This window comes from Ideonella sp. sgz306126 (genome assembly GCF_056032705.1).
Map to the genome: position 1 here is coordinate 853,416 of NZ_JBVYWP010000002.1, position 21,922 is coordinate 875,337.

22 protein-coding genes and 3 tRNA genes are annotated in these 21,922 nt (G+C 70.0%); 19 read left to right on the top strand and 6 right to left on the bottom strand.

Annotation, left to right across the window (positions count from 1 at the left end):
• Positions 1-10: 10 nt before the first annotated feature.
• The 3 genes from AC0N04_RS08380 to AC0N04_RS08390 all read right to left on the bottom strand — a co-directional run bounded on the left by AC0N04_RS08380 (position 11) and on the right by AC0N04_RS08390 (position 5,891).
• Positions 11-1,321: an efflux RND transporter periplasmic adaptor subunit gene (locus AC0N04_RS08380; RefSeq protein WP_474280438.1), complete on the bottom strand. Its 1,311-nt coding sequence runs from the start codon at positions 1,319-1,321 to the stop codon at positions 11-13.
• A gap of 214 nt (positions 1,322-1,535) precedes the next feature.
• Complete coding sequence (locus AC0N04_RS08385; protein WP_474280440.1) at positions 1,536-2,183, bottom strand: DUF6515 family protein; 648 nt, start codon at positions 2,181-2,183, stop codon at positions 1,536-1,538.
• A gap of 150 nt (positions 2,184-2,333) precedes the next feature.
• On the bottom strand, positions 2,334-5,891 hold the full coding sequence (locus AC0N04_RS08390; RefSeq protein ID WP_474280442.1) for an indolepyruvate ferredoxin oxidoreductase family protein: 3,558 nt from the start codon (positions 5,889-5,891) through the stop codon (positions 2,334-2,336).
• Between the two features lie 195 nt (positions 5,892-6,086).
• Between AC0N04_RS08390 and AC0N04_RS08395 the strand changes: the two genes are divergently transcribed.
• Entirely contained in the window at positions 6,087-6,626 is a 540-nt protein-coding gene (locus AC0N04_RS08395; protein ID WP_474280444.1) for an Lrp/AsnC family transcriptional regulator, read from the top strand.
• Between the two features lie 201 nt (positions 6,627-6,827).
• On the top strand, positions 6,828-7,505 hold the full coding sequence (locus AC0N04_RS08400; RefSeq protein WP_474280446.1) for a hypothetical protein: 678 nt from the start codon (positions 6,828-6,830) through the stop codon (positions 7,503-7,505).
• 22 nt (positions 7,506-7,527) lie between these two features.
• On the opposite strand, the gene mltA is transcribed toward AC0N04_RS08400, so the two are convergent.
• Entirely contained in the window at positions 7,528-8,712 is a 1,185-nt protein-coding gene (gene mltA / locus AC0N04_RS08405; RefSeq protein ID WP_474280448.1) for a murein transglycosylase A, read from the bottom strand.
• On the opposite strand from mltA, the gene AC0N04_RS08410 reads away from it, so the two are divergent.
• On the top strand, positions 8,711-8,842 hold the full coding sequence (locus tag AC0N04_RS08410; protein ID WP_474280450.1) for a hypothetical protein: 132 nt from the start codon (positions 8,711-8,713) through the stop codon (positions 8,840-8,842). The two genes, mltA and AC0N04_RS08410, sit on opposite strands and share 2 nt — an antisense overlap.
• A 17-nt stretch (positions 8,843-8,859) precedes the next feature.
• Here the strand turns inward: AC0N04_RS08410 and apaG are convergent, their stop codons facing one another.
• Positions 8,860-9,234 carry a Co2+/Mg2+ efflux protein ApaG gene (apaG, locus tag AC0N04_RS08415; RefSeq protein ID WP_474280453.1) on the bottom strand — a complete coding sequence of 125 codons (375 nt, stop codon included), beginning with the start codon at positions 9,232-9,234 and terminating at the stop codon, positions 8,860-8,862.
• Between the two features lie 71 nt (positions 9,235-9,305).
• On the opposite strand from apaG, the gene rpe reads away from it, so the two are divergent.
• The 6 genes from rpe (at position 9,306) to AC0N04_RS08445 (ending at position 14,198) form a co-directional block, all read left to right on the top strand.
• Entirely contained in the window at positions 9,306-9,986 is a 681-nt protein-coding gene (gene rpe, locus AC0N04_RS08420) for a ribulose-phosphate 3-epimerase (protein WP_474280455.1), read from the top strand.
• A 171-nt stretch (positions 9,987-10,157) separates the two neighbouring features.
• A complete protein-coding gene (locus tag AC0N04_RS08425; RefSeq protein ID WP_474280457.1) occupies positions 10,158-10,871 on the top strand; it encodes a response regulator in 714 nt (237 codons plus the stop codon).
• Entirely contained in the window at positions 10,868-11,383 is a 516-nt protein-coding gene (locus tag AC0N04_RS08430; protein ID WP_474280459.1) for a response regulator transcription factor, read from the top strand. Before AC0N04_RS08425 ends, AC0N04_RS08430 begins: the two co-directional genes overlap by 4 nt.
• A 152-nt stretch (positions 11,384-11,535) precedes the next feature.
• Positions 11,536-12,720 carry a S53 family peptidase gene (locus tag AC0N04_RS08435; RefSeq protein WP_474280461.1) on the top strand — a complete coding sequence of 395 codons (1,185 nt, stop codon included), beginning with the start codon at positions 11,536-11,538 and terminating at the stop codon, positions 12,718-12,720.
• 141 nt (positions 12,721-12,861) lie between these two features.
• Entirely contained in the window at positions 12,862-13,170 is a 309-nt protein-coding gene (locus AC0N04_RS08440) for an ArsR/SmtB family transcription factor (protein ID WP_474280463.1), read from the top strand.
• Positions 13,170-14,198 (top strand): cation diffusion facilitator family transporter, encoded by a 1,029-nt coding sequence (locus AC0N04_RS08445; protein ID WP_474280465.1) that lies wholly within the window; start codon positions 13,170-13,172, stop codon positions 14,196-14,198. The genes AC0N04_RS08440 and AC0N04_RS08445 overlap by 1 nt, the downstream gene beginning before the upstream one ends.
• Before the next feature lie 51 nt (positions 14,199-14,249).
• Here AC0N04_RS08445 and AC0N04_RS08450 read toward each other — a convergent pair whose 3' ends face one another.
• The gene (locus tag AC0N04_RS08450) at positions 14,250-14,867 is read right to left on the bottom strand and encodes a chalcone isomerase family protein (protein WP_474280467.1); all 618 of its coding nucleotides are present in this window, start codon (positions 14,865-14,867) and stop codon (positions 14,250-14,252) included.
• A gap of 345 nt (positions 14,868-15,212) precedes the next feature.
• Here AC0N04_RS08450 and trpE point away from each other — a divergent pair, with 345 nt between their 5' ends.
• From trpE to AC0N04_RS08500, 10 genes are all read left to right on the top strand, one after another.
• Positions 15,213-16,688 (top strand): anthranilate synthase component I, encoded by a 1,476-nt coding sequence (trpE, locus tag AC0N04_RS08455; protein ID WP_474280470.1) that lies wholly within the window; start codon positions 15,213-15,215, stop codon positions 16,686-16,688.
• Positions 16,689-16,767: 79 nt separating this feature from the next.
• The gene (locus AC0N04_RS08460; protein ID WP_474280472.1) at positions 16,768-17,367 is read left to right on the top strand and encodes an aminodeoxychorismate/anthranilate synthase component II; all 600 of its coding nucleotides are present in this window, start codon (positions 16,768-16,770) and stop codon (positions 17,365-17,367) included.
• Positions 17,364-18,446: a low-specificity L-threonine aldolase gene (ltaE, locus tag AC0N04_RS08465; RefSeq protein ID WP_474280474.1), complete on the top strand. Its 1,083-nt coding sequence runs from the start codon at positions 17,364-17,366 to the stop codon at positions 18,444-18,446. Before AC0N04_RS08460 ends, ltaE begins: the two co-directional genes overlap by 4 nt.
• 14 nt (positions 18,447-18,460) lie before the next feature.
• Complete coding sequence (gene trpD, locus AC0N04_RS08470; protein ID WP_474280476.1) at positions 18,461-19,495, top strand: anthranilate phosphoribosyltransferase; 1,035 nt, start codon at positions 18,461-18,463, stop codon at positions 19,493-19,495.
• Position 19,496: 1 nt separating this feature from the next.
• Positions 19,497-20,285: an indole-3-glycerol phosphate synthase TrpC gene (gene trpC, locus AC0N04_RS08475; protein ID WP_474280478.1), complete on the top strand. Its 789-nt coding sequence runs from the start codon at positions 19,497-19,499 to the stop codon at positions 20,283-20,285.
• 13 nt (positions 20,286-20,298) lie between these two features.
• The gene (locus AC0N04_RS08480; protein ID WP_474280480.1) at positions 20,299-21,018 is read left to right on the top strand and encodes a uracil-DNA glycosylase; all 720 of its coding nucleotides are present in this window, start codon (positions 20,299-20,301) and stop codon (positions 21,016-21,018) included.
• 54 nt (positions 21,019-21,072) lie between these two features.
• Positions 21,073-21,158, top strand: a tRNA-Tyr gene (locus AC0N04_RS08485).
• 29 nt (positions 21,159-21,187) lie between these two features.
• Positions 21,188-21,261, top strand: a tRNA-Gly gene (locus AC0N04_RS08490).
• A gap of 103 nt (positions 21,262-21,364) precedes the next feature.
• Positions 21,365-21,439: transfer RNA gene (locus AC0N04_RS08495), tRNA-Thr, on the top strand.
• Between the two features lie 55 nt (positions 21,440-21,494).
• A partial coding sequence (locus AC0N04_RS08500) for a GTP-binding protein (protein ID WP_474280482.1) occupies positions 21,495-21,922 on the top strand: 428 nt, incomplete at its 3' end.

Sequence of the window (21,922 nt, forward strand, 5' to 3'; positions counted from 1 at the left end):
CGCGCGCCGCTCAGTTCGACGCGGCGCTGGCGCGCGAGGCGGCCCTGCCCTGGCCGCGCGGGCGCTGCGGCGCCGGGGCGGCACCGGCGCGCTGGTTCGGGTCGGCGGCGATGACCTCGACCCGGGCCCCTTCGCGCAGCCGGTCGATGCCGTCGACCACGACCCGCTCGCCCGGCTTCAGCGGCCCGGCGACGGCCATCCAGTCGCCATCGACCGCGCCCGGCCGGACCAGCCTGGCGCCCACCGTGTTGTCGGGCTTCACGACGTAGACGTAGAAGCCTTGCGCGCCGCGCTGCACGGCGGCTTGAGGCACGGCCAGCGTCTGCGCCAGCGTGGCCAGTTGCAGCCTGACGCCGACCGCCTGGTTCGGGATCAGCGCGTCGTCGGCGTTCGGAAAGATCGCCTTGACCTTGATCGTGTCGGTGCTCGGGTCGATCGCGTTGTCGATCGTGGCCACCTGGCCCAGCGCGAGGCGCTGCTGGCCCTCGCGGTCCCAGGCCTGCACGGGCAGCGGCTGGCCGTTGCGCAAGGCCTGGGTGATCGCCGGCAGATGGGCCGAGGGCACCGCGAACACCAGCGCGATCGGCCGGGTCTGGGCGATCGTGACCACGCCGGCCGCATCGGACGGGCCGACCACGTTGCCCAGGTCGACCTGTTTCAGGCCGGCGCGGCCGCTGATCGGTGCCCGCACCTGCGTGTAGGCCAGCTGCAGGCGGGCGCTGGCCAGCGTGCCCTGGTCGGCCTTGACGGTGCCTTCCAGCTGTCGCACCAGCGCCTGCTGGGTGTCGAGCTGTTGCTGGGGTGCGGCATCCTTGGCGCGCAGATCGCGGTAGCGGGCCAGGTCCAGCCGCGCGTTGTCGAGCTGGGCCTGGTCGCGCGCCAGCGTGCCGGCGGCCTGGTCGGCCGCCGCCTGGAAGGCGCGCGGATCGATCTCGGCCAGCACCTGGCCGGCACGGACGGGGCCGCCCTCGGTGAAATCGAGCTTCTGCAGCACGCCGCTGACCTGGGCGTGCACGGTGGCGGTGTTCGACGCGACGAGGTTGCCGATCGCGCTGACGCTGACGTGGATGTCACGCCGCGCCGCCAGGCCGACCGACACCGGCTGGCTGCCGCCGAAACCGCCGGCCCGGCCGGCACCGGCCGCCATGCCGGCGGCCCGCCCGCCCGGGCCACCGGCAGCCGGATGGTGCGCCCGCCAGGTCCAGGCCACGGCACCGAGGCCCAGGACCAGCAGCGCGACGAGCAGCCAGGGCCCCACCCGGCCCGATTCGGTCGGGCGACGAGGGGAGCGACGGGAAGGGGGGTGAGGGAGGGCGGTCATGCGGGGCCGATGGGGGCTGGGGTCGTGACAGGGCGAAACGGGGTCAGGCAGGCGCCACGGGTCGGCAGCGGGCATCTGTCCGACCCACGAACGGCGCGAGACAGGCCGCCGGGAGCGCGCCGCGCGGGTTCCGCCGCGCGGCCACGATGCCGGATGACTGTAACCGCGGCGGCGCAGGCCCGGGTGGCGTCGTCGGCCCCGGGCACGGGCACGCTCAGCGCACCGAGTAGCCGCGGCCGTCCATGCAGGCCGCGACAGCGCGCTGGAACACGCTGGCGTCGGCCATCGCCTGGGGCTGCGAGGTGGCCCAGCGGTTGCAAGCCTGGCGGTCGGCTTCGGTCTGTTCGGCGCTTTGCTGGTTGCGCGGGTAGTAAATCGGATCCGGCAGTGCCGGGGGCGCCGGCGGCGCGGCGGGTGCCGGCTGGGCGCCGTCCGCGCCCGGGGGCGGCGCCACCACCGCATAGCCCTGGCCGGCGACGGCCGCGTAGTAGGCGCCGTTGGCGTAGTAGTACGGCGCGCCGCCGATCCAGAGCGTCACGTACGACGGCGGCAGCATCGGCACCACGATGCCGATCGGCGGCACCACCACCGCGAAGCGGCCTGCGTAGGGCCGGAACCAGACGCCGCCGCTGTAGTAGTAATGCCCGCCGCCAAACCCGATGCCAATGCTGCCGCCGGGCAGCACGCCGGTGACGAAACCCACCGAGGGGTAGTAATGGTCGTGGTGGTAGCGGGCGTCGAAGCGCATCGGCCCGCGCATGATCCGCTCGCGGTGGTCGTGGCGGTCCTGCGCCAGGGCGGGGACGGCCAGGCAGGCGAGGGTCGCCAGCAGCGTGCCACGCCGGATGATCGAGAGCTTCATCGTCGGATCCTTTCCGGCCAGCGATTCAGGCCGCCGACCGGAAGGGATCATCGCGCGAACATGTAAGCACCGTATTGCGCTCGCGTATCCCCGCGCGATGCGCCGGCTGCGCCGTACTGCGCAGCCGGCAGCCGGCAGCCGGCGGGCCCCTCAGGCGCCCGGTCGCCGCGGCGCCATGCCTTCGCGCCAGCGCGCCATCAGCGCCTGCCACTGCGGCTGCAGGTCCGCGAGGTGGCGCGCCTTGACATGGCCATAACCGCGCACCTGCTCGGGCAGGCTGGCGATCTCGACCGCCAGCGCCAGCCGGTCGGTGCTCAGCCCGGCCAGCACCGCGTCCAGGGCCTGCCGGTAGTCGTCGATCAGCGCCCGCTCGGCGCGGCGCTCCGCACTGCGGCCGAAGACATCGAACGCGCTGCCCCGCAGGCCCTTGAGCTTCGCCAGGCCCTTGAACACCGGCCGGATCCACGGGCCGAAGGCCTGCTTGAGCGGCTGGCCCTGCGCGTCGGTGCGGCTCAGCAGCGGCGGCGCGAGGTGGTGCACCAGGGTCACCGGGCCGTCGAACATCGCGTCGATGCGGGCGGTGAAGGCCGGGTCGGTGTGCAGCCGCGCCACTTCGTACTCGTCCTTGTAGGCCATCAGCTTGAACAGGTAGCGCGCCACCGCCTCGGCCAGCCGGGTGCTGCCCAGCGGTGCCTCGGCCGCGCGCACCCGCTCGACGAACTCGCTGTAGCGCGTGGCCCACGCCGCATTCTGGTAGCCGGTCAGGAACTCGACGCGCCGCGCGACGAGTTCGGCCAGCGCGGGCCGGCGCACCACCTGGATTACCTGGCGGGTGGCGAACAAGGCCTCGACTGCGGCCAGATCGTGCGCGCAGCGCCGGCCCCATTCGAAGGCTGCCTGGTTCTTCTCGACCTGCACGCCGTTGAGCGCGATGGCCTGGTGCAGCGCGGCCTGGCCCAGCGGAATGCGGCCCTTTTGCCATGCAAAGCCCAGCAGCAGCGGGTTGGTGTAGATCGAGTCGCCGAGCAGGCGGGTGGCCAGGTGCTCGGCATCGAAGGCCGCGACGTGGCCGGCGCCGACCGCCTGGGCCACCGCGTTCTCGCAGGCGGCCGCCGGGAACTGCCAGTCGGCGTCGCCGATGAAGCTGGCGGTCGGCGTGCGGTGGGTGTTGAGCGCGACGAAGCTGCGCTCGGGATGCAGCACCGCGAGGGTGGTCTTGTGGGCCGTGACGATGGCGTCGCAGCCGATCACCAGATCGGCCTTGGCGGTGTCGACCTTGGTGGTGTAGAGCGCCTCGGGCCGCTCGGCGATCTGCACGTGGCTCCAGGTGGCACCGCCCTTCTGGGCGAGGCCGGCCGCGTCCTGCGTGACGACGCCCTTGCCCTCGAGGTGGGCCGCCATGCCCAGCAACTGGCCGATCGTGATCACGCCGGTGCCGCCGACCCCGGCCACCACGATGCCCCAGGCCTCGCGGGCCACCGGCAGCACCGGCTCGGGCACCGGCGGCAGCGCCGGCGTGGCGGCGGCACTGGGCTTCTTGAGCGTGCCGCCCTGGACCGTGACGAAGCTGGGGCAGAAGCCCTTGACGCAGGAAAAGTCCTTGTTGCAGCTGTTCTGGTTGATCTGGCGCTTGCGGCCGAACTCGGTCTCCAGCGGTTCGACCGAGACGCAGTTGCTCTGCACCGAACAGTCGCCGCAGCCTTCGCAGACCAGCTCGTTGATCACCACGCGCTGGGCCGGGTCGACCAGCGTGCCGCGCTTGCGGCGGCGGCGCTTTTCGGTGGCGCAGGTCTGGTCGTAGATGATCGCGGTGGTGCCGGCGATCTCGCGGAACTGGCGCTGGATCGCATCGAGCTCGTCGCGGTGGTGCACGGTCACGCCGGGCGACAGCGCGACGCCGGCGTACTTCGCCGGCTCGTCGGTCACGATCACCAGTCGCGCCACGCCTTCCGAGACCAGGCTGTGCATGATCTGCAGCACGCTGTGGCCTTCGGGGCGCTCGCCGACGCGCTGGCCGCCGGTCATCGCCACCGCGTCGTTGTAGAGGATCTTGTAGGTGATGTTGACGCCCGCGGCGATGCTCTGGCGGATCGCCAGCAGGCCGGAGTGGAAGTAGGTGCCGTCGCCGAGGTTGGCGAAGATGTGCTGCTCGCCGGTGAACGGCGCCTGGCCGACCCAGGGCACGCCTTCGCCGCCCATCTGGGTGAAGGTCTCGGTGTGGCGACCGGGCATCCAGTTGACCATGTAGTGGCAGCCGATGCCGGCCACTGCGCGCGAGCCTTCGGGCACACGGGTGCTGGTGTTGTGCGGGCAGCCCGAGCAGAACCACGGCGTGCGCTCGGCCGTGCTCACGTCCATCGCGGCGAGCTGCTGCTCCTTGGCGGCGATCACCGCCAGGCGCGCATCCATGTGGGCGGCGATCTCGCGCGGCACGCCCAGCTTTTTCAGGCGCTTGGCGATCGCCTTGGCGATGATCGCCGGCGTCAGGTCGGCCTTGGCGCGCAGCAGCCAGTTCTCGCTCGGGTTCGGCCGGCTCCACTCGCCGCCGGAGAGGTCGCCTTCGTCCTCCTCGAACTTGCCGATCACGTTGGGCCGCACGTCCGCTCGCCAGTTGTAGAGCTCTTCCTTCAGCTGGTATTCGATGACCTGGCGCTTTTCCTCGACCACCAGGATCTCCTGCAGGCCTTGCGCGAATTCGCGGGTGATCGTCGCTTCCAGCGGCCACACCACGTTGACCTTGTGCAGCCGGATGCCCAGCGCGTGGCAGCTCGCGTCGTCCAGCCCGAGGTCGGCCAGCGCCTGGCGGGTGTCGTTGAAGGCCTTGCCGCTGGCGATGATGCCGAAGCGGTCGCGCGGGCTGGCGATCACGTCGTGGTTCAGTCGGTTGGCGCGCACATAGGCCAGCGCGGCGTACCACTTGTAGTCCATCAGCCGCGCTTCCTGTTCCAGTGGCGGATCGGGCCAGCGGATGTGCAGGCCGCCGGGCGGCATCCGGAAGTCTTCGGGCAGCACGATCTTGACCCGGTCGGGCGACACGTCGACGCTGCCGGCCGACTCCACCACCTCCTGGATCGTCTTCATCCCGGTCCACACGCCGGCGAAGCGACTCATCGCGAACGCGTGCAGCCCCATGTCCAGGATGTCCTGCACGCTGGAGGGGAAGAAGGTCGGGAAGCCGCAGGCCTTGAAGACGTGGTCGCTCTGGTGCGGTGCGGTCGAGCTTTTGGCGACGTGGTCGTCGCCGGCGATCGCGATCACGCCGCCGTGCTGCGAGGTGCCGGCCATGTTGGCGTGCTTGAAGACGTCCAGGCAGCGATCCACGCCCGGGCCCTTGCCGTACCAGAGGCCGAACACGCCGTCGAACTTCGCCTTCTGGGGGAACAGGTCCAGTTGCTGCGTGCCCCAGACCGCCGTGGCGCCCAATTCCTCGTTGACGCCGGGCTGGAAGACGATGTGCCGCGCCGCGAGATGCTTCTTGGCGGCCCACAAAGCCTGGTCGTAGGTGCCCAGCGGCGAGCCGCGGTAGCCGCTGATGAAGCCGGCGGTGTTCAGGCCGGCGGCGGCGTCGCGCACCTGCTGCAGCATCGGCAGGCGCACCAGCGCCTGGACGCCGCTCATGAACGCCCGGCCGCTGGGCAGCGCGTACTTGTCGTCCAGGGTGACGGTGGACAACGCCTTCAGGACGGCGTCGGGGAGCGGGGCGTTCATGGCGGGACTCCTTGCGTGCACAGGGTGCGACGAGGCGCGCAGCGAGGCTGGGCTTGTGACCCGGCCCCGCCGCAAACGCCGGTGGCAGTGGATCGAGTGTAGGAGCAAGGTCGCGACAGGTGCTTTCTTTCGATTGCCTCTGGCCGCATGATGAGAAAACAATATTGCGAAAATAGTCAATCGAAGGAAACATTCATGCCAAATTCAGGCGAATCAGTGAAAACCCGAATTTCACCGGCGCCCGGCGGCCCCGCCGCCTTGGACCGCTACGACGTGGCGATCCTGGCGGCGCTGCAGCGCGACGCCCGCCAGTCGAATGCCGATCTGGCCGCGGCCATCGGCCTGTCGCCCGCGCCGACCTGGCGGCGGGTACGGCGGCTCGAGGAGATCGGCGTGATCACCGGCTACCGGGCCGAGATCGACCGCCGCAAGATCGGCCTGGGCGTGCTGGCCTTCGTGCGGGTGGATACCGAGCGCGACAACGCCGACACCACCCGGGCGCTGGAGGCGGCGATCCGCGAATGGCCGGAGGTGATCGCCTGCCACTACATCAGCGGCGCCGGCACGTTCGAGTTGCAGGTGCTGGTGACCGACCTGGACGCCTATTCGCGCTGGACCATGGACACCTTGTTCAAGCTGCCGACCGTGAAGGACCTGCACACCAGCTTCTCGCTGGGCGAGGTCAAGGCCGGCGGCGCGTTGCCGCTGGGGCATCTGCGACCGGGCAGTCCCTGACGCGTGCGGCCGCCGGCCAGGTCGGGCAGGCGGCCCCGGTCGAGCCGGAACAGAGGGGGGCGAGGGGCGTGATTCCACCGACTGGCCGCCAAGCACTGCCGATAAGCTGGAACGATGCGTTCATTCCTTTATTCCGATGCCGCCCCCGCCGGGGCGCGATGTGTTCCACCTCGGCCGAGGTGGCGCGCGGCTGCCTGGGTCGTGACGGCGGCCGTGGCGGCGTGGCTCCCCTGGGGGGCGCGGGCCGAGACGGCGCCAGGGGCCGCCGCGCGCCGGCCCGCAGCGGCGCAGCGCGCCGGACTGCCCCGGGTCGAACTGCAGATCGAATTGCGCGAGGCCACTGCGAGACCCGCCGTCGGCATGACCGGCGGCCAGCCTGATCGCGTGGTCTCCACCCGCTCGCGCAGTGCAGGGGCCGGCGACCAGGTCGTCGGCACGGTGGCTGCGGGGCGACCGTCCGGCGCGTTGCCGGTACTGTGGGTGCGCAACGGCGAGACGGCGCAGATGCAGCTGACCCACTGGCAGCCGCTGCAGGATTTGCACTGGATCTGGACGCCCCGGGGGCAGGGGCTGCGCGGCGGCACCCGGATGGTGGCCCGGCAAACCCGGTTGGTCTTTCAGCCGCGCTGGGGCGGCGGCGCCGCGCCGGTGGACTTGCGCTGGGCGCTGAGCCTGCCGCAGGAGGCCGTGAGCGACGACGTCCCAGCCGACCAGACCGATCTGGCCGGCCAGCTGGACGTGCCTTTGGATCAATGGGTGCCGCTGGCGCAACTGGAGCCGGCCGGCCCCGACGCGGCGACCGACGGCTACAGCGTGTCGACCCGCCCGGCGTCGGCCGATGCCGGACGCGTGGTCGAGGTGCGCATCCGCCGTCGCTGAGCCGGCCCGGGCCGCGCGGCGCTCAGGACTTGGGCCACAGCACCCAGGCGTGCAGCGGCTGCTTCATCCGCCCGGCCTGCGCCTCGGCCTCGTCGCCCCAACCCCAGAAGTAGTCGGCGCGCACGGCGCCGACGATGGCGTTGCCGGTGTCCTGCGCCATCACCAGGCGTTGCAGCGGCCGGGCCGACAGCGGCTCGGTGCTGTCCAGCCAGACCGGCGTGCCGTACGGAATGCTCAGCGGGTCGACCGCGATCGAGCGGCCCGGGGTCAGCGGCACGCCTTGGGCGCCTTTGGGGCCCAGCGTCGGATCGGGCAGCGGTTCCTCGCGGAAAAACACCAGGCGCGGGTTCTGCGCCAGCATCTCGGTCAGGCGCTGCGGATGGCGCCGAGCCCAGTCCTTGATCGCCGGCCAGGACGCTTCGCCGGGTTGCAGCTCGCCCTGATCGATCAGCCAGCGGCCCACCGAACGGTAGGGTTGGTCGTTGCTGCCGGCATAGGCCAGGCGCAGCAGCTGCACCGTGCCGTCCGGTTCGGTCAGTTGCAGCCGGCCCGAGCCCTGCACCTGCAGCATCAAGGCGTCCAGCGGGTCGTCGACCCAGGCAATTTCCCGGCCTCGCAAGGCCGCCTGAGCGGCGGGCTGGGTGTCGAGCTGCTGGCGCGTCCACCAGGGCTTGCGGCGGCCCAGGTCGGCGGGCGGGGCGTAGAGCGGCACGTTGAAGCGCGCGGTGGGGCGGCGGCGTGCGGCCACCAGCGGCTCGAAGTACCCGGTGGCCAGGCCGGTAGCGTCGCCGTCCGGCGATTCCACCCGCAGCACCTGAAGCCGCTGTTCCAGCCACTGGCGGGCGCTGGCGTCGTCGGCAGGCGTGAAGTCGCGTGCCTGGCTGCACAGCCGCGCCCAGCCTTCGGCCGGTCGGGCGCAGCCCAGGCGCAGTGCCGGGAAGAACGCGGCAGCCCGGTCGGCCGACCAGCCCGGCAAATCGGCATAGCGGGCGGGAACCCAGCGGGCGTGGGGTCGCTCGATCGCGCCGGCCGCCGGTTCGCCGGGCGGTACCGGCGCGACCACGGGGCTGCGCGACTCGACCGGCGCCGGCCCCTGCGAGGGCAGCAGGCCGCAGGCGGCGAGGCTCAGCGCCGCCAGCGCCGCGCCGGCCCGGCGCCAGCGCGACAATGCAGCCTTGGTGCCTGGGTGCCTAGAGGACGAATGCATGTGGACCTTGTTTTTTGAAGCCGTCGGCGCGGCCGGCTTGCTGGTGTTCATGGTCTGGTGGACGGTGTCAGGCCGCAGCCCGAACGAGCCCCTCGAAGAGGCCGAGGATGCCACGCGGCCCGAACCCTGAGCCGCCGTGGCGAGCCGTCAATGCAGCGCGTGCGACTGCGAGAGCTCGAAGGCCGGGATCGGCGTCTCGAACCAGCGCGCCTCTTCGGTGATGCAGAAGAACGTGCCCTGCATCCGGCCGCGCGGCGTGGCCAGCCGGGTCCAGCTGGTGTATTCGAACTGCTCGCCCGGCTTGAGCAGCGGCTGGTGGCCGACCACGGCCAGGCCGCGCACTTCGTCGACATGGCCCGCGCTGTCGGTGATCTGCCAGTGCCGCGCCACGAGCTGGGCCGTGACGGCGCCGGTGTTGCGGATGGTGATGGTGTAGGCGAAGGCGTAGACCTTGTCGGCCGCCGACGACTGCTCGGGCAGGTATTGCGTCACCACCGTGCAGGTGAATTGGGGTCCGGTCATGGACCCGATGCTAGCAAGCCTGCCTAGAATTCCGGTCGCTCGCCTTCTTCACCCCTTTCGGTCTGTTGCCCATGCCCGCCTATCGCATCGCCCCCAGCCTCTTGTCCGCCGACTTTGCCCGCCTGGGCGAGGAGGTGAAAGACGTGCTGGCCGCCGGCGCCGACTGGATCCACTTCGACGTGATGGACAACCACTACGTGCCGAACCTGACCTTCGGCCCGATGGTCTGCCAGGCGTTGAAGCCGCATGCGGTCAAGCCCGATGGCACGCCGGCCCCGATCGACGTGCACCTGATGGTGCAACCGGTGGATGCGCTGGCGCAGGCCTTCGCCAAGGCTGGCGCGGACATCATCACCTTCCACCCGGACGCCTCGGCCCACGTGGACCGCACGCTGCAGCTGATCCGGGCCGAGGGGTGCCAGGCCGGCCTGGTGTTCAACCCGGCGATGCCGCTGGACGTGCTGGAGTGGGTGATCGACAAGATCGACGTGGTGCTGCTGATGAGCGTCAACCCGGGCTTCGGCGGCCAGAGCTTCATCGACAGCACGTTGCGCAAGGCCGAGAAGGTGCGCAAGATCATCGACGCCTCGGGGCGCGACATCCGGCTCGAGATCGATGGCGGGGTCAAGACCGACAACATCCGCCGTATCGCCGACGCCGGGGCCGACACCTTCGTTGCGGGCAGTGCGATCTTCGGCCAGCCGGATTACCGTGCGGTGATGGCCGCGATGCGGGCCGAATTGGCGCGCTGAACGGCGTCGGCGGCCGAATGGACGGTTTGCGTGCCGTTGTTTGAGCGCTTGGCGACGGCCCGTCGGCGACACACTGGCGTCTCCCGGGTCGCCGTGGCGGCCGGGGCAGCCAGCGCAACCCAGGAGCGGCCCGCCGTTTCCTGAGCAGCATCACAGAAAGGACGCAAGCCGGTGTCGCAATCCCAGGTCGATGATCCGTCCACGCGCGTCAGCGTTCTGCTGGCATGCCGCAGGGACCCGTACGGCGATGCCCTGGCGGCTTGTCTGGCGGCGTGCGGTGCCGGCGTGACGGCGGTGTTCGATGGCGAGGAAGTGGTCGAGCAGGCGCTGGCCGGGGATCACGGCATGCTGTTGATTGAGCTGCGCCTGCCCGGACTGGACGGCGCGGGTGTGGCGTCGTTGCTGCGCGGGGCCGGCTACCGCGGCACGCTGCTGGCGCTGGCGCCCGAAGAGGAGAGGGTGTCCGAGACCGATCTGGCGGCGCTGGGTTTTGACGGCGGATGGGTGTTGCCGGCGGAGCCGGCTGCGGTGCGGTCGGCGCTGGAGTGCCTGCGCGAACCCGAGGAGGTGCTGGACGCCGCCGCGCAGGTGGCGCTGGACGCGTTGGTCGCGCGCCTGGCATCGAAGTTCTTGCTCGGTTTGCCGGCGATGCTCGCCGAGATCGAGACGGCCCTGCACGACCGCCAATGGCCTGCGCTGCGTGGCGCGTCGCACCGCCTGAAGGGGGCGGCCGGCAGCCTGGGCCAGCCGGCCCTGAGCCGGCTGGCGCGGCCGGTGGAAGTCCTGATCGATGCGGGTCGGTTTGACGAAGCGCAAACCTGTTGCGAGGCGCTGCTGGTGGCCGGCTGGCGCGTGGTGGCGCCAACGGAGCAGGGGGTGCGATGAGCGGGACCGACGACGTGTCGGCGCAGATCGCGGCGGCCGGTGCCAGCGTTGCTGCCGACGAGCCCGATGCCGTCCGTTCCGCCGACGCGGACCGGACCCGACGCACCCATGGCTGCGACGTGCTAATCGCCGACGACACCGGCGCCAGCCGGGAGATCTTGTCGGCGGTGTTGCGCAACTTCGCCGGCGGCCTGCAGATCAGCGAGGCGCGCAACGGCGTGGAGGCGTTGAGCCGTTGGTTCGAGCTCTATCCGCGCGTGACCTTTCTGGACCTGGACATGCCCGGCCTGGACGGATTCGCCGTCTTGCAGCAGATCCGCGAGGCCGATCCGTCGGCCTTCGTCGCCATGGTCACCGGCAAGAGTTCGGCCGACAACGTGCGGCAGGCGCTGGCCATGGGCGCCAGCGGTTTCGTCGTGAAGCCCTACACGCCGCGCCGCGTGCTGGACCTGCTGCGGCGCTATCAGGACCTGACCGGCGCGGTGCTGCTGCGGCGCGACTCGCTGGTGTGACGTGACGGGCCGGGCGCGGCATCGGCCGCCAGGGGCACGCCGCGGTGCCGCTCCACCCTAGGGATAGTCCCTAGAACCTGGGTTGACGCTGGCCGTGCGAAGTTCCCAATGGGGTCCGATCAATTCGGATCGAACTTCACAGGAGACCCGTCATGCAAGGTTTGAAGTCATGGTGTCTCGGCTGGGCCGCGGTGGCCGGCGGATGCCTGATCAGCCTGGGCGTTTTCGCCCAGAGTGCAGCCCCCGGACAGGACGCCGTGCCGACGGTGCCGAGCGTCCAGGCCTGCGCGGGCCCGGCGCCCGCGGGGCATGCACGCTGCCATGCCCGAATCGTGTCGAACGTCAATGGGCAGTTGGTGCCGAACCTGCTGCCTCAAGGCTATGGGCCGGCCGACTTGCGCAGTGCGTACAAGGTGACCGGCACCGGCAGCGCGACCACCGTGATCGCGATCGTTGACGCCTACCACTACAAGACCGCGAACGCCGATCTCAAGGTCTATCGCAAGAAGTTCGGCCTGCCGCCGTGCACCAAGAAGAACGGCTGCTTCAAGCAGGTCGATCAGAACGGCGGCAAGAACTATCCGGCCACCAACCTGGGCTGGAACCAGGAAGAGGCGCTGGACATCGAGATGGCCAGCGCGATCTGCCCGAGCTGCAAGATCGTGCTGGTCGAGGCCAACAGCAACAGCTACGCCAACCTGGCCACGGCGGTCAACACCGCCTCGACGCTGCCCGGCGTACTGGTGATCAGCAACAGCTATGGCGGCGGCGAATCGGGCACCTCCGGCTACGAACCCAGCTACAACCACCCCGGGCAGGCCGTGACGGTGAGTTCGGGTGACGGCGGCTACGGGGTCGAGTTCCCGGCGTCGTCGCCGCATGTGACGGCCGTCGGCGGCACCACGCTGGTCAAGGCGGTGAACGATCGGGGCTGGTCGGAGACGGCTTGGTCCGGTGCGGGCAGTGGCTGCAGCACCGTGTATGCGAAGCCGGCCTGGCAGACGGATGCGGGCTGCGCCAAGCGCACCGTGGCGGATGTCTCGGCGGTGGCGAACCCGTCGACCGGCGTGGCCGTCTACGGCCCGGTCAATTCGACGACGTCCGGCTGGCTGGTGTTCGGTGGCACCAGCGTGGCGGCGCCGGTGATCGGCGGTGTCTATGCCGTCAACGGCGGGCCGGTGAACTACGGCAGCGACCCCTACGCCAACGTGGGCGCCTTGTTCGACGTCACCTCGGGCAGCAATGGGAGTTGCAGCCCGGCCTACCTCTGCACGGCGGGCGTGGGCTATGACGGCCCGACCGGGCTGGGCACACCCAACGGCGTATCGGCGTTCTGAGCGCTTCCGTCGCTGCGGCGATATTGCTGCGGGCGGCCCGGGTGATCCACCCGGGCCGCCCGCTTTGCGTTGTGGTCTCCGCCGTTCGCGGCGTTCGTGTTGGCTATCATGTGAACATCTGTTCACTTATTTGATCAATCGATGGCCCCCGCGAGCGACGGCGACATCATCCAACTCGCCGACATGTTTCGCCTGCTGGGTGATACCACCCGCCTGCGCATCGTGCTGGCCTGCCTGGACGCGCCGATTGCGGTGGGCGACATCGCGGACCAACTCCGCCTGAGCCCCTCGTTGGTCAGCCATCACCTGCGGCTGCTGCGCGCAGCGCGGCTGGTCAAGGCCGATCGGCACGGCAAGCAGGTGTTCTACGCCGCGGCGGACCGCCATGTCTCGGGCGTGCTTGCGGACATGCTCGATCACATTGCAGAACCTGACGGAGACGCCGACTGATGGCTCACGACCACGACCACGACCACGACCACGACCACGACCACGACCACGACTCGACCTGCCGCCATGCGGACGACCACGCCCATGCCGGCCACGATCACGGCCACGGCCATGTCCATGACGACCATGACCATGGCAGCCACCACCATCACCATGGCGACCCGCGCCGGCAGGGCAAGGCTTTCATCGTCGCCATGGTGTTGAACGCCGCGTTCGTGGCGGTGGAGTTCGGGTACGGCCTGGCCGCCCACTCGACCGCCTTGGTAGCGGACGCCGGCCACAACCTGTCGGATGTCCTCGGGCTGGCGCTGGCGTATGCGGCGATGCTGATGCAGCGCCGCACGCCCAGCGAGCGCTTCACGTACGGCTTGCGCGGCAGTTCGATCCTCGCGGCGCTGGCGAATGCCATGTTGTTGCTGATCGCCTGTGGCGCGATCGGCTGGGAAGCGGTGTTGCGCCTGTCCCAGCCGCCGGCGGTGGCCGGGCTGACCGTGATGTGGGTGGCCGGCGCAGGCATCGTCGTCAACGGCGTCTCGGCCTGGATGCTGATGGAGGGGAGCCGGGGGGACCTGAACCTGCGCGGCGCGTATCTGCACATGGCGGCGGACGCCGCGGTGTCGCTCGGCGTGGTGGTGGCCGGTGCGGCGATGCTGTACACCGGCTGGTATCTCCTGGACCCGCTGGTCAGCCTGGTCATCGTCGCCGTGGTGCTGGCGGGGACCTGGGGCCTGCTCCGGGATTCGGTGCAACTGGCGCTGAACGCGGTGCCGCCCGGCGTCGATGCGACCGAGGTGGCGCGCTACCTGCGCGCGCTGCCGGGGGTCAGCGACGTGCACGACCTGCACATCTGGGCGATGAGCACGACCGAGACCGCGCTGACCGTGCACCTGGTGATGCCCGACGGCTATCCCGGGGATGTCGAGGTCGATGTGATCGCCGCAGCCCTGACCGAGCGCTTCTCGGTCCATCACAGCACGCTGCAGGTCGAGCAGGGTACGACCCGCCACAACTGCAGCCTGGCGGCGTGACCTGCGCTGCGGGCCGGCTGGCTCGACCCGGCCGGTGGGGGCGCGCTGTCTTCAGCTGCCGTAAGCGCGGGTCACCGCGCGGTGACCGAGCAGCGCCTGCTTGAGCTGTTCGTCGGCGGGGTGCGGTCCGAGCCAGATGCTCATCAGCGCGGTGAAGAACTCGGGCTCCTTGATCGGCTCCGTTTCGGGATGGCCGTTGACCGACACGACGGTGCCGGTACCCGGCAGCCAGTCGACGTCGAAGGATTCACCGGCGGCCAGCGTGTGCCGGCGCGAGAACAGGTCCGCCAGCCGCAGCGTGCCGTTGATCGAGCGCGCAAAGATCTCGGCCGGGACATTCTTCTCCATGCCCTGGGTGAAGAGCTTGCCGAGCTCGTGGGCGTCGATGGCGCGCAGCATCACGATGTGCAGGTGCCGCGGCCCCGGCGCGTTGTAGACCGCGTCGGGGGTGGTCGCCCGGACGCTGGTGTACAGGCCGGCGGCGTAGACCTTGAAGATCAGCTTGTAGCGGACACCCGCGCCGTTGAGCAGCAGGCGGCTCGATCCGACCTGGGCCGTGGGCTCGTAGGGCACGCCGGCCACGTCTTCGGCGTGGGCCCTTGGCGGTGCGGCCGACAAGCCGCAGGCCAGGGCGAGGGCCAGCCCCGGAACAACAAGACGACGCTTCATGAAACTGCTCCTGCATACAACACCGGTCGGCTCGGTCGTCGACCCGGCGCGGCAGTGTCGCTGGCGTCGCCGGGCCTGTCCAGCGGGATGCACCGGAGGGATGGGCGCTGCTACACTTTGCGCATGTTCATACCGCGCAAATGGATGGCGTCGTCAAACGACCGGGGAGCCTGGCCCTGGCGTCGCTGGCGAGCCTGAGTCCATTTGCCGCGTGTCGGCCGATCGCCCGATCGGCCTGCGCCGGATCTCCGCGGCGGCCCCGAGGCCGCCACCCCATCTCAGCCCGACACCGCGGCGGCCCGATCCCAGGCTGCGCCGTGCTCCGGGCCCCGGAGGAACCGACCTGTGATCACTGAACTCGAATTCAAGAGCCTGGCCGCCGAAGGCTACAACCGCATCGCGCTGATCGCCGAAGCCTTTGCCGACCTCGAAACCCCGCTGTCGCTCTACCTGAAGCTCGCCGGTGGCAGCAAGCACAGCTTCCTGCTGGAGTCGGTGGTGGGGGGCGAGCGTTTCGGCCGCTACTCGTTCATCGGCCTGCCGGCCCGTACGCTGCTGCGGGCCACCGACGGTGTGACCGAAGTCGTCACCGACGGCCGCGTGGTGGAAACCCACGAGGGCAATCCGCTCGACTTCATCGCCGAGTACCAGCAGCGCTTCAAGCCGGCGATCCGGCCCGGTCTGCCGCGCTTCTGCGGCGGACTGGCCGGCTACTTCGGCTACGAGACGGTGCGCTACATGGAAAAGAAGCTGGCCGGCGTCAGAAAGGCCGGCGGCATCGGCACGCCGGACATCCTGCTGCTGCAGACCGAGGAGTTGGCGGTGATCGACAACCTCTCGGGCCGCCTGTACCTGATCGTGTGGGCCGACCCGGCGAAGCCCGAGGCCTACTTCAACGGCAAGAAGCGCCTGGCCGAGCTGGGCGACAAGCTGCGCTACAGCGTGGCCGCGCCGGTGGTGCGGCGCGGCGCCAGCTACGCGGTGGAGCGCGAATTCGACAAGGCGGATTTCGAACGCGCGGTGCTCAAGGCCAAGGAATACATCGCTGCCGGCGACTGCATGCAGATCGTGCTGGGCCAGCGTCTGAAGAAGCGCTACACCGAGTCGCCGCTGTCGCTGTACCGCGCGCTGCGCTCGCTCAACCCTTCGCCCTACATGTACTACTACGACATGGGCGATTTCCAGATCGTCGGTGCCTCGCCCGAGATCCTGGTGCGGCAGGAAACCCGACCCGAAGGCGAGGTGGTGACCATCCGCCCGATCGCCGGCACCCGACCGCGCGGTGCCACGCCGGAGGCCGACCGCCAGCTGGAGCACGAACTGCTGGCCGATGCCAAGGAGCGCGCCGAGCACGTGATGCTGATCGACCTGGCCCGCAACGATGTCGGCCGGGTGGCGCAGACCGGTTCGGTCAAGGTCACCGAAGCCTTCGGCATCGAGCGCTACTCGCACGTGATGCACATCGTCAGCAACGTCGAGGGCCTGCTCAAGCCCGGGCTGACCAGCCTGGACGTGCTGCGCGCCAGCTTCCCGGCGGGCACCCTCAGCGGCGCGCCCAAGATCCACGCGATGGAGATCATCGACGAGCTCGAAATCAGCCAGCGCGGCATCTACGGCGGCGCCTGCGGCTACCTCAGCTTCGCCGGCGACATGGACGTGGCGATCGCCATCCGCACCGGCATCGTCAAGGACAACACGCTCTACGTGCAGGCCGGTGCCGGCGTGGTGGCCGATTCGGTGCCCGAGCTGGAGTGGAAGGAAACCGAGGCCAAGGCGCGGGCCGTGATCCGCGCCGCTGAACTGGTCGAGGAGGGATTTTGATGAGCCCCCACGTTCATTTCATTCACAGCCCCCCGAGGGGGCAGGCCTCCCTTGGGGCGGCACGGCGGGAGTCCTGACCATGCTGCTCATGATCGACAACTACGATTCCTTCACTTTCAACCTGGTGCAGTATTTCGGCGAGCTGGGCGAAGAGGTGCGGGTGGTGCGCAACGACGAGGTCACGCTGGCCGAGATCGGCGCGATGAAGCCGGACCAGCTGGTGCTGTCGCCCGGCCCGTGCTCGCCCGCCGAGGCCGGCATCTGCGTGCCGGCGATCCGGGAATTCGCCGGCCGGCTGCCGATCCTGGGGGTGTGCCTGGGCCACCAAAGCATCGGCGCGGCGCTGGGCGGCCGCATCATTCGCGCCAAGACCCAGATGCACGGCAAGACCAGCGAGATCGCGACCGACGGGCAGGGCGTCTATGCCGGCCTGCCGAGCCGCTTCACGGTGATCCGCTACCACTCGCTGGTGATCGAGGAGGCGACGCTGCCGCCCATGCTGCAGGTGACCGCTCGCTCCGAAGACGGCGAGATCATGGGCGTGCGCCATCGCGAGTTGGCAGGCACCGCGACGCCGCTGGAAGGCGTGCAGTTCCATCCCGAATCCATCCTCAGCGAGCATGGCCACGCCATGCTGCGCAACTTTGTCGCGATGAGTCGCGCGGGAGCCCCGGCATGAACGCGAATCGACCGATCGATCTGCGCAGCGACACCGTCACGCGCCCCACTGCCGCGATGCGCGCGGCCATGGCCGATGCCGAACTGGGTGACGACGTCTTCGGCGACGACCCCACCGTGCTGGCCCTGCAACAACGCCTGGCGGCGCTGCTGGGCAAGGAGGCCGCGCTGTTCGTGCCCAGCGGCACGCAGAGCAATCTCTGCGCCGTGATGGCCCATTGCCAACGCGGCGACGAGGCGCTGGCGGGGCAGTTGGCCCATATCTACCGCTACGAAGGCGGGGGCGCGGCGGTGCTGGGCAGCGTCCAGCCGCAGCCCTTGTCGCAGCAGCCGGATGGCACGCTGGCCTTGGCCGACATCGAGGCCGCGATCAAGCCCGACGACCCGCACTTTGCGCGCACGCGGCTGCTGTGCCTGGAGAACACCTGGAACGGCCACGTGCTGCCGCTGGACTATCTGGCCGAGGCCACGGCGCTGGCGCGCCGGCACGGTCTGGCAACGCACCTGGACGGCGCGCGGCTGTTCAACGCCGCGGTCGCCACGGCCGGGCCGGGCGGCGATGCCTTCGACGCGGCGCGCCGCATCGCGGCCGGGTTCGACAGCGTCTCGGTCTGCCTGAGCAAAGGCCTGGGCGCGCCGATCGGGTCGGTGCTGTGCGGCTCGCGCGAGCTGGTCGCCCGCGCCCATCGCCTGCGCAAGATGCTGGGCGGCGGGATGCGCCAGGTCGGCCTGCTGGCGGCGGCGGGCTTGCATGCGCTGGACCACCATGTGACCCGCCTGGCCGACGACCATGCCCGCGCCGCGGCACTGGCCGAGGGCCTGGCCGGCCTGCCGGGCCTGCGCGTGCGCTCTGCGAACACCAACATCGTGTTCGTCGATGTCGACGACGGGCGCGGCCCGGCGCTGCTGGCGCACCTGCAAGCACGCGGCGTGCTGGCGACCGGACTGATCGGCCTGCGCTTCGTGACGCATCTGGACGTGGACGATGCCGGCATCGCGCAAGCCGTGGCGGCGGTGCGTTCTTTCTTCGACCCTGCCAACGGGCCGGCCACCGCGACGGCCGCCCGCGGCGTGTATTGATCTCGGGACAGCTCATGACCATCACCAACGTCGACGCGCTGACCCGCGTCATCGACCACCGCGAAATCTTCCACGACGAGATGCTGGCACTGATGCGCCGCATCATGAGCGGGGAGATGTCGCCGGTGATGATCGCCGCGATCGCGATCGGCCTGCGGGTGAAAAAGGAGTCGATCGGTGAGATCGCCGCCGCGGCCACCGTGATGCGCGAGTTCGCCACGCCGGTGCCGGTGGCCGACAAGACCGGGCTGGTCGACATCGTGGGCACCGGCGGCGACAACTCGCACACCTTCAACATCTCCACCGCGTCGACCTTCGTGGCCGCGGCTGCGGGCGCGCGCGTCGCCAAGCACGGCGGCCGCAGCGTCTCGTCCACCTCGGGTTCGGCCGACGTGATGGAAGCGCTGGGCGCGCACATCATGCTCACGCCCGAGCAGGTCGCGGCCTGCCTGGAGCAGACCGGCATCGCGTTCATGTTCGCGCCCAGCCACCATGCCTCGATGAAGCATGCGGCGCCGGTGCGCAAGGAACTGGGCGTGCGCACCATTTTCAACATCCTGGGGCCGCTGACCAACCCGGCGGGGGCACCCAACCAGCTGATGGGTGTGTTCCACCCGGATCTGGTGGGCATCCAGGTGCGCGTGCTGCAACGCCTGGGCTCGGAGCACGTGATGGTGGTGCACGGCATGAACGGCATGGACGAAATCTCGCTGTCGGGCGAGACCCTGGTGGGCGAGCTGCTCGACGGCGAGGTCAAGGAATACGTGGTCCACCCCAGCGACTTCGGCCTGCCGGTGTACGACTCGCGCGTGCTGCGCGTCGCCAACCAGGCCGAGTCGGTGCTGTGCATCCAGCGCGCGCTGGCCAACGAAGACGGTCCGGTGCGCGACATCGTGCTGCTCAACGCCGGCGCCGCGCTGTACTGCGGCGGCAACGCGGCTTCGGTCTCCGAGGGGGTGAGGATGGCCCGCGACGCGGTGGCCTCCGGCAAGGCGCAGGCCAAGCTGAGCCAGTTCGTCGCGGCCACCCAGCAGTTCAAGCCGGTGTGACATGAGCGATATCCTGAACCGCATCGTCGCCGTCAAGCGCGAAGAAGTCGCCGCCGCCAAGCTGGCGCGGCCGCTGGCCCTGCTGCGACGCGACGCCGAAGCCCTCGGTGGCCAGCGCGACTTCGTCGGCGCATTGCGCGCCAAGATCGCCGCCGGCCGGGCGGGCGTGATCGCCGAGATCAAGAAGGCCAGCCCGAGCAAGGGCGTGATCCGCGACCCGTTCGTGCCAGCCGATATCGCCGCCAGCTACGCCCGCCACGGCGCGGCCTGTCTGAGTGTGCTGACCGATCGCCCGTTCTTCCAGGGCCATGCCGAGTTCCTGCGCGAGGCCCGCGCCGCCTGCGCCCTGCCGGTGCTGCGCAAGGATTTCATGGTCGACGACTACCAGATCGTCGAGGCCCGCGCGCTGGGCGCCGACTGCGTTCTGCTGATCGCCGCCTGCCTGGACGATGCGCAGATGGCCGATCTGGAGGCGGTCGCGATGGCGCTCGGCATGGCGGTGCTGGTCGAGGTCCACGATGGGGCCGAGCTGGATCGCGCCCTCCGGCTCAAGACGCCGCTGGTGGGCATCAACAACCGCAATTTGCGCACCTTCGATGTGACGCTGGACACCACGCTGGGGCTGCTGCCCCGGGTGCCGGCGGACCGCCTGCTGGTGACCGAATCGGGCATCCTGGCTCGGGCCGACGTGCTGCGCATGCGCGAAGCCAAGGTCAACGCCTTCCTGGTCGGCGAGGCGTTCATGCGCGCGCCCGACCCCGGGGTCGCGCTCGGCGAGTTGTTCGCCTGAAGCCGTTTTCGCGATGACCTTGTTCGACGCTGCGCCGGGCCAGCGGTTGGCCCGCTCGCTGACGGCGGTACTGGACGACGCGCCGCCCGACTGGCGGCCCGTGATCGCGCCCTGGCGCGCCTCGGCGGCCGGCCAGGCCCTGGTCGGCTTCGTCGAGGCGCGCCAACGCGCCGGTGCCGACATCTACCCCGCCGAACCCCTGAAGGCGCTGGCGCTGACGCCGCTGGCGCAGGTTCGCGCGGTGATCCTGGGCCAGGACCCGTACCACGGCAGGGGCCAGGCGGAGGGCCTGGCGTTTTCGGTACCGCCCGGCGTGCCGATACCGCCCAGCCTGCGCAACCTCTTCGTGGAACGCCAGCGGGACCTGGGACTGGCGCCGCCGCGCCACGGGCACTTGGGCGCCTGGGCGCGCCGTGGCGTCCTGCTGCTCAACACCTCGCTGACGGTCGAGGATGGCCAGCCGGGCAGCCATGCCAAGCGCGGCTGGGAGTCGCTGACGGACGCGGTCATCGCGGCGACGGCACGGCAGCCGCGGGCGCTGGTCTACCTGCTGTGGGGCGCGCATGCCCAGGCCAAGGCGCCGTTGATCGAGGCCGAAGGCGAAGGGCGTCACGTCGTGCTCAAGTCCAATCACCCGTCGCCGCTGGCGGCTCGTCGGCCACCGCTGCCCTTCATCGGTTGCGGGCATTTCGGTGCCGCGGCATGTGCCGGCATCGACTGGACGCTGGATTGAACGCCGCGTTGTTTGCATCGACACAAGCTCGTGCTATAGTCTCAGGCTCGCTGCGGAGGGGTGCCCGAGTGGCTAAAGGGGGCAGACTGTAAATCTGTTGGCTTACGCCTACGCTGGTTCGAATCCAGCCTCCTCCACCACAGCGACACAATTTGACGAACTGTCCCGGGCGGGAGTAGTTCAATGGTAGAACCTTAGCCTTCCAAGCTAATGACACGGGTTCGATTCCCGTTTCCCGCTCCAGCGTTGGCCAAGGTTGTGCGAGGTGTTGAGCGGTGTTTTGAAAGAGTCGGCACAGGTCTGGGTGCTGACATGCCGGAAGGCGTGTGTCCAGTCCTGTGTCGATGCCCATGTGGCTCAGTGGTAGAGCACTCCCTTGGTAAGGGAGAGGTCGCGCGTTCGATCCGCGCCATGGGCACCACCTGATTTGTCGATTCCGACGTTTTTGTGAACTCGAACTCCCCAAGGAGCGCAAGATGGCAAAAGGCAAGTTTGAACGGACCAAGCCGCACGTGAACGTGGGCACGATTGGACACGTGGACCACGGCAAGACGACGCTGACGGCGGCGATCACGACGATTTTGTCGGCGAAGTTCGGTGGCGAGGCGAAGGCGTACGACCAGATCGACGCGGCGCCGGAAGAGAAAGCGCGCGGCATCACGATCAACACGGCGCACGTGGAGTACGAGACGGCCAACCGGCACTACGCGCACGTGGACTGCCCGGGGCACGCCGACTACGTGAAGAACATGATCACGGGCGCGGCGCAGATGGACGGCGCGATTCTGGTGTGCTCGGCCGCTGACGGCCCGATGCCGCAGACGCGCGAGCACATCCTGCTGGCGCGCCAGGTGGGCGTGCCGTACATCATCGTGTTCCTGAACAAGTGCGACATGGTGGACGA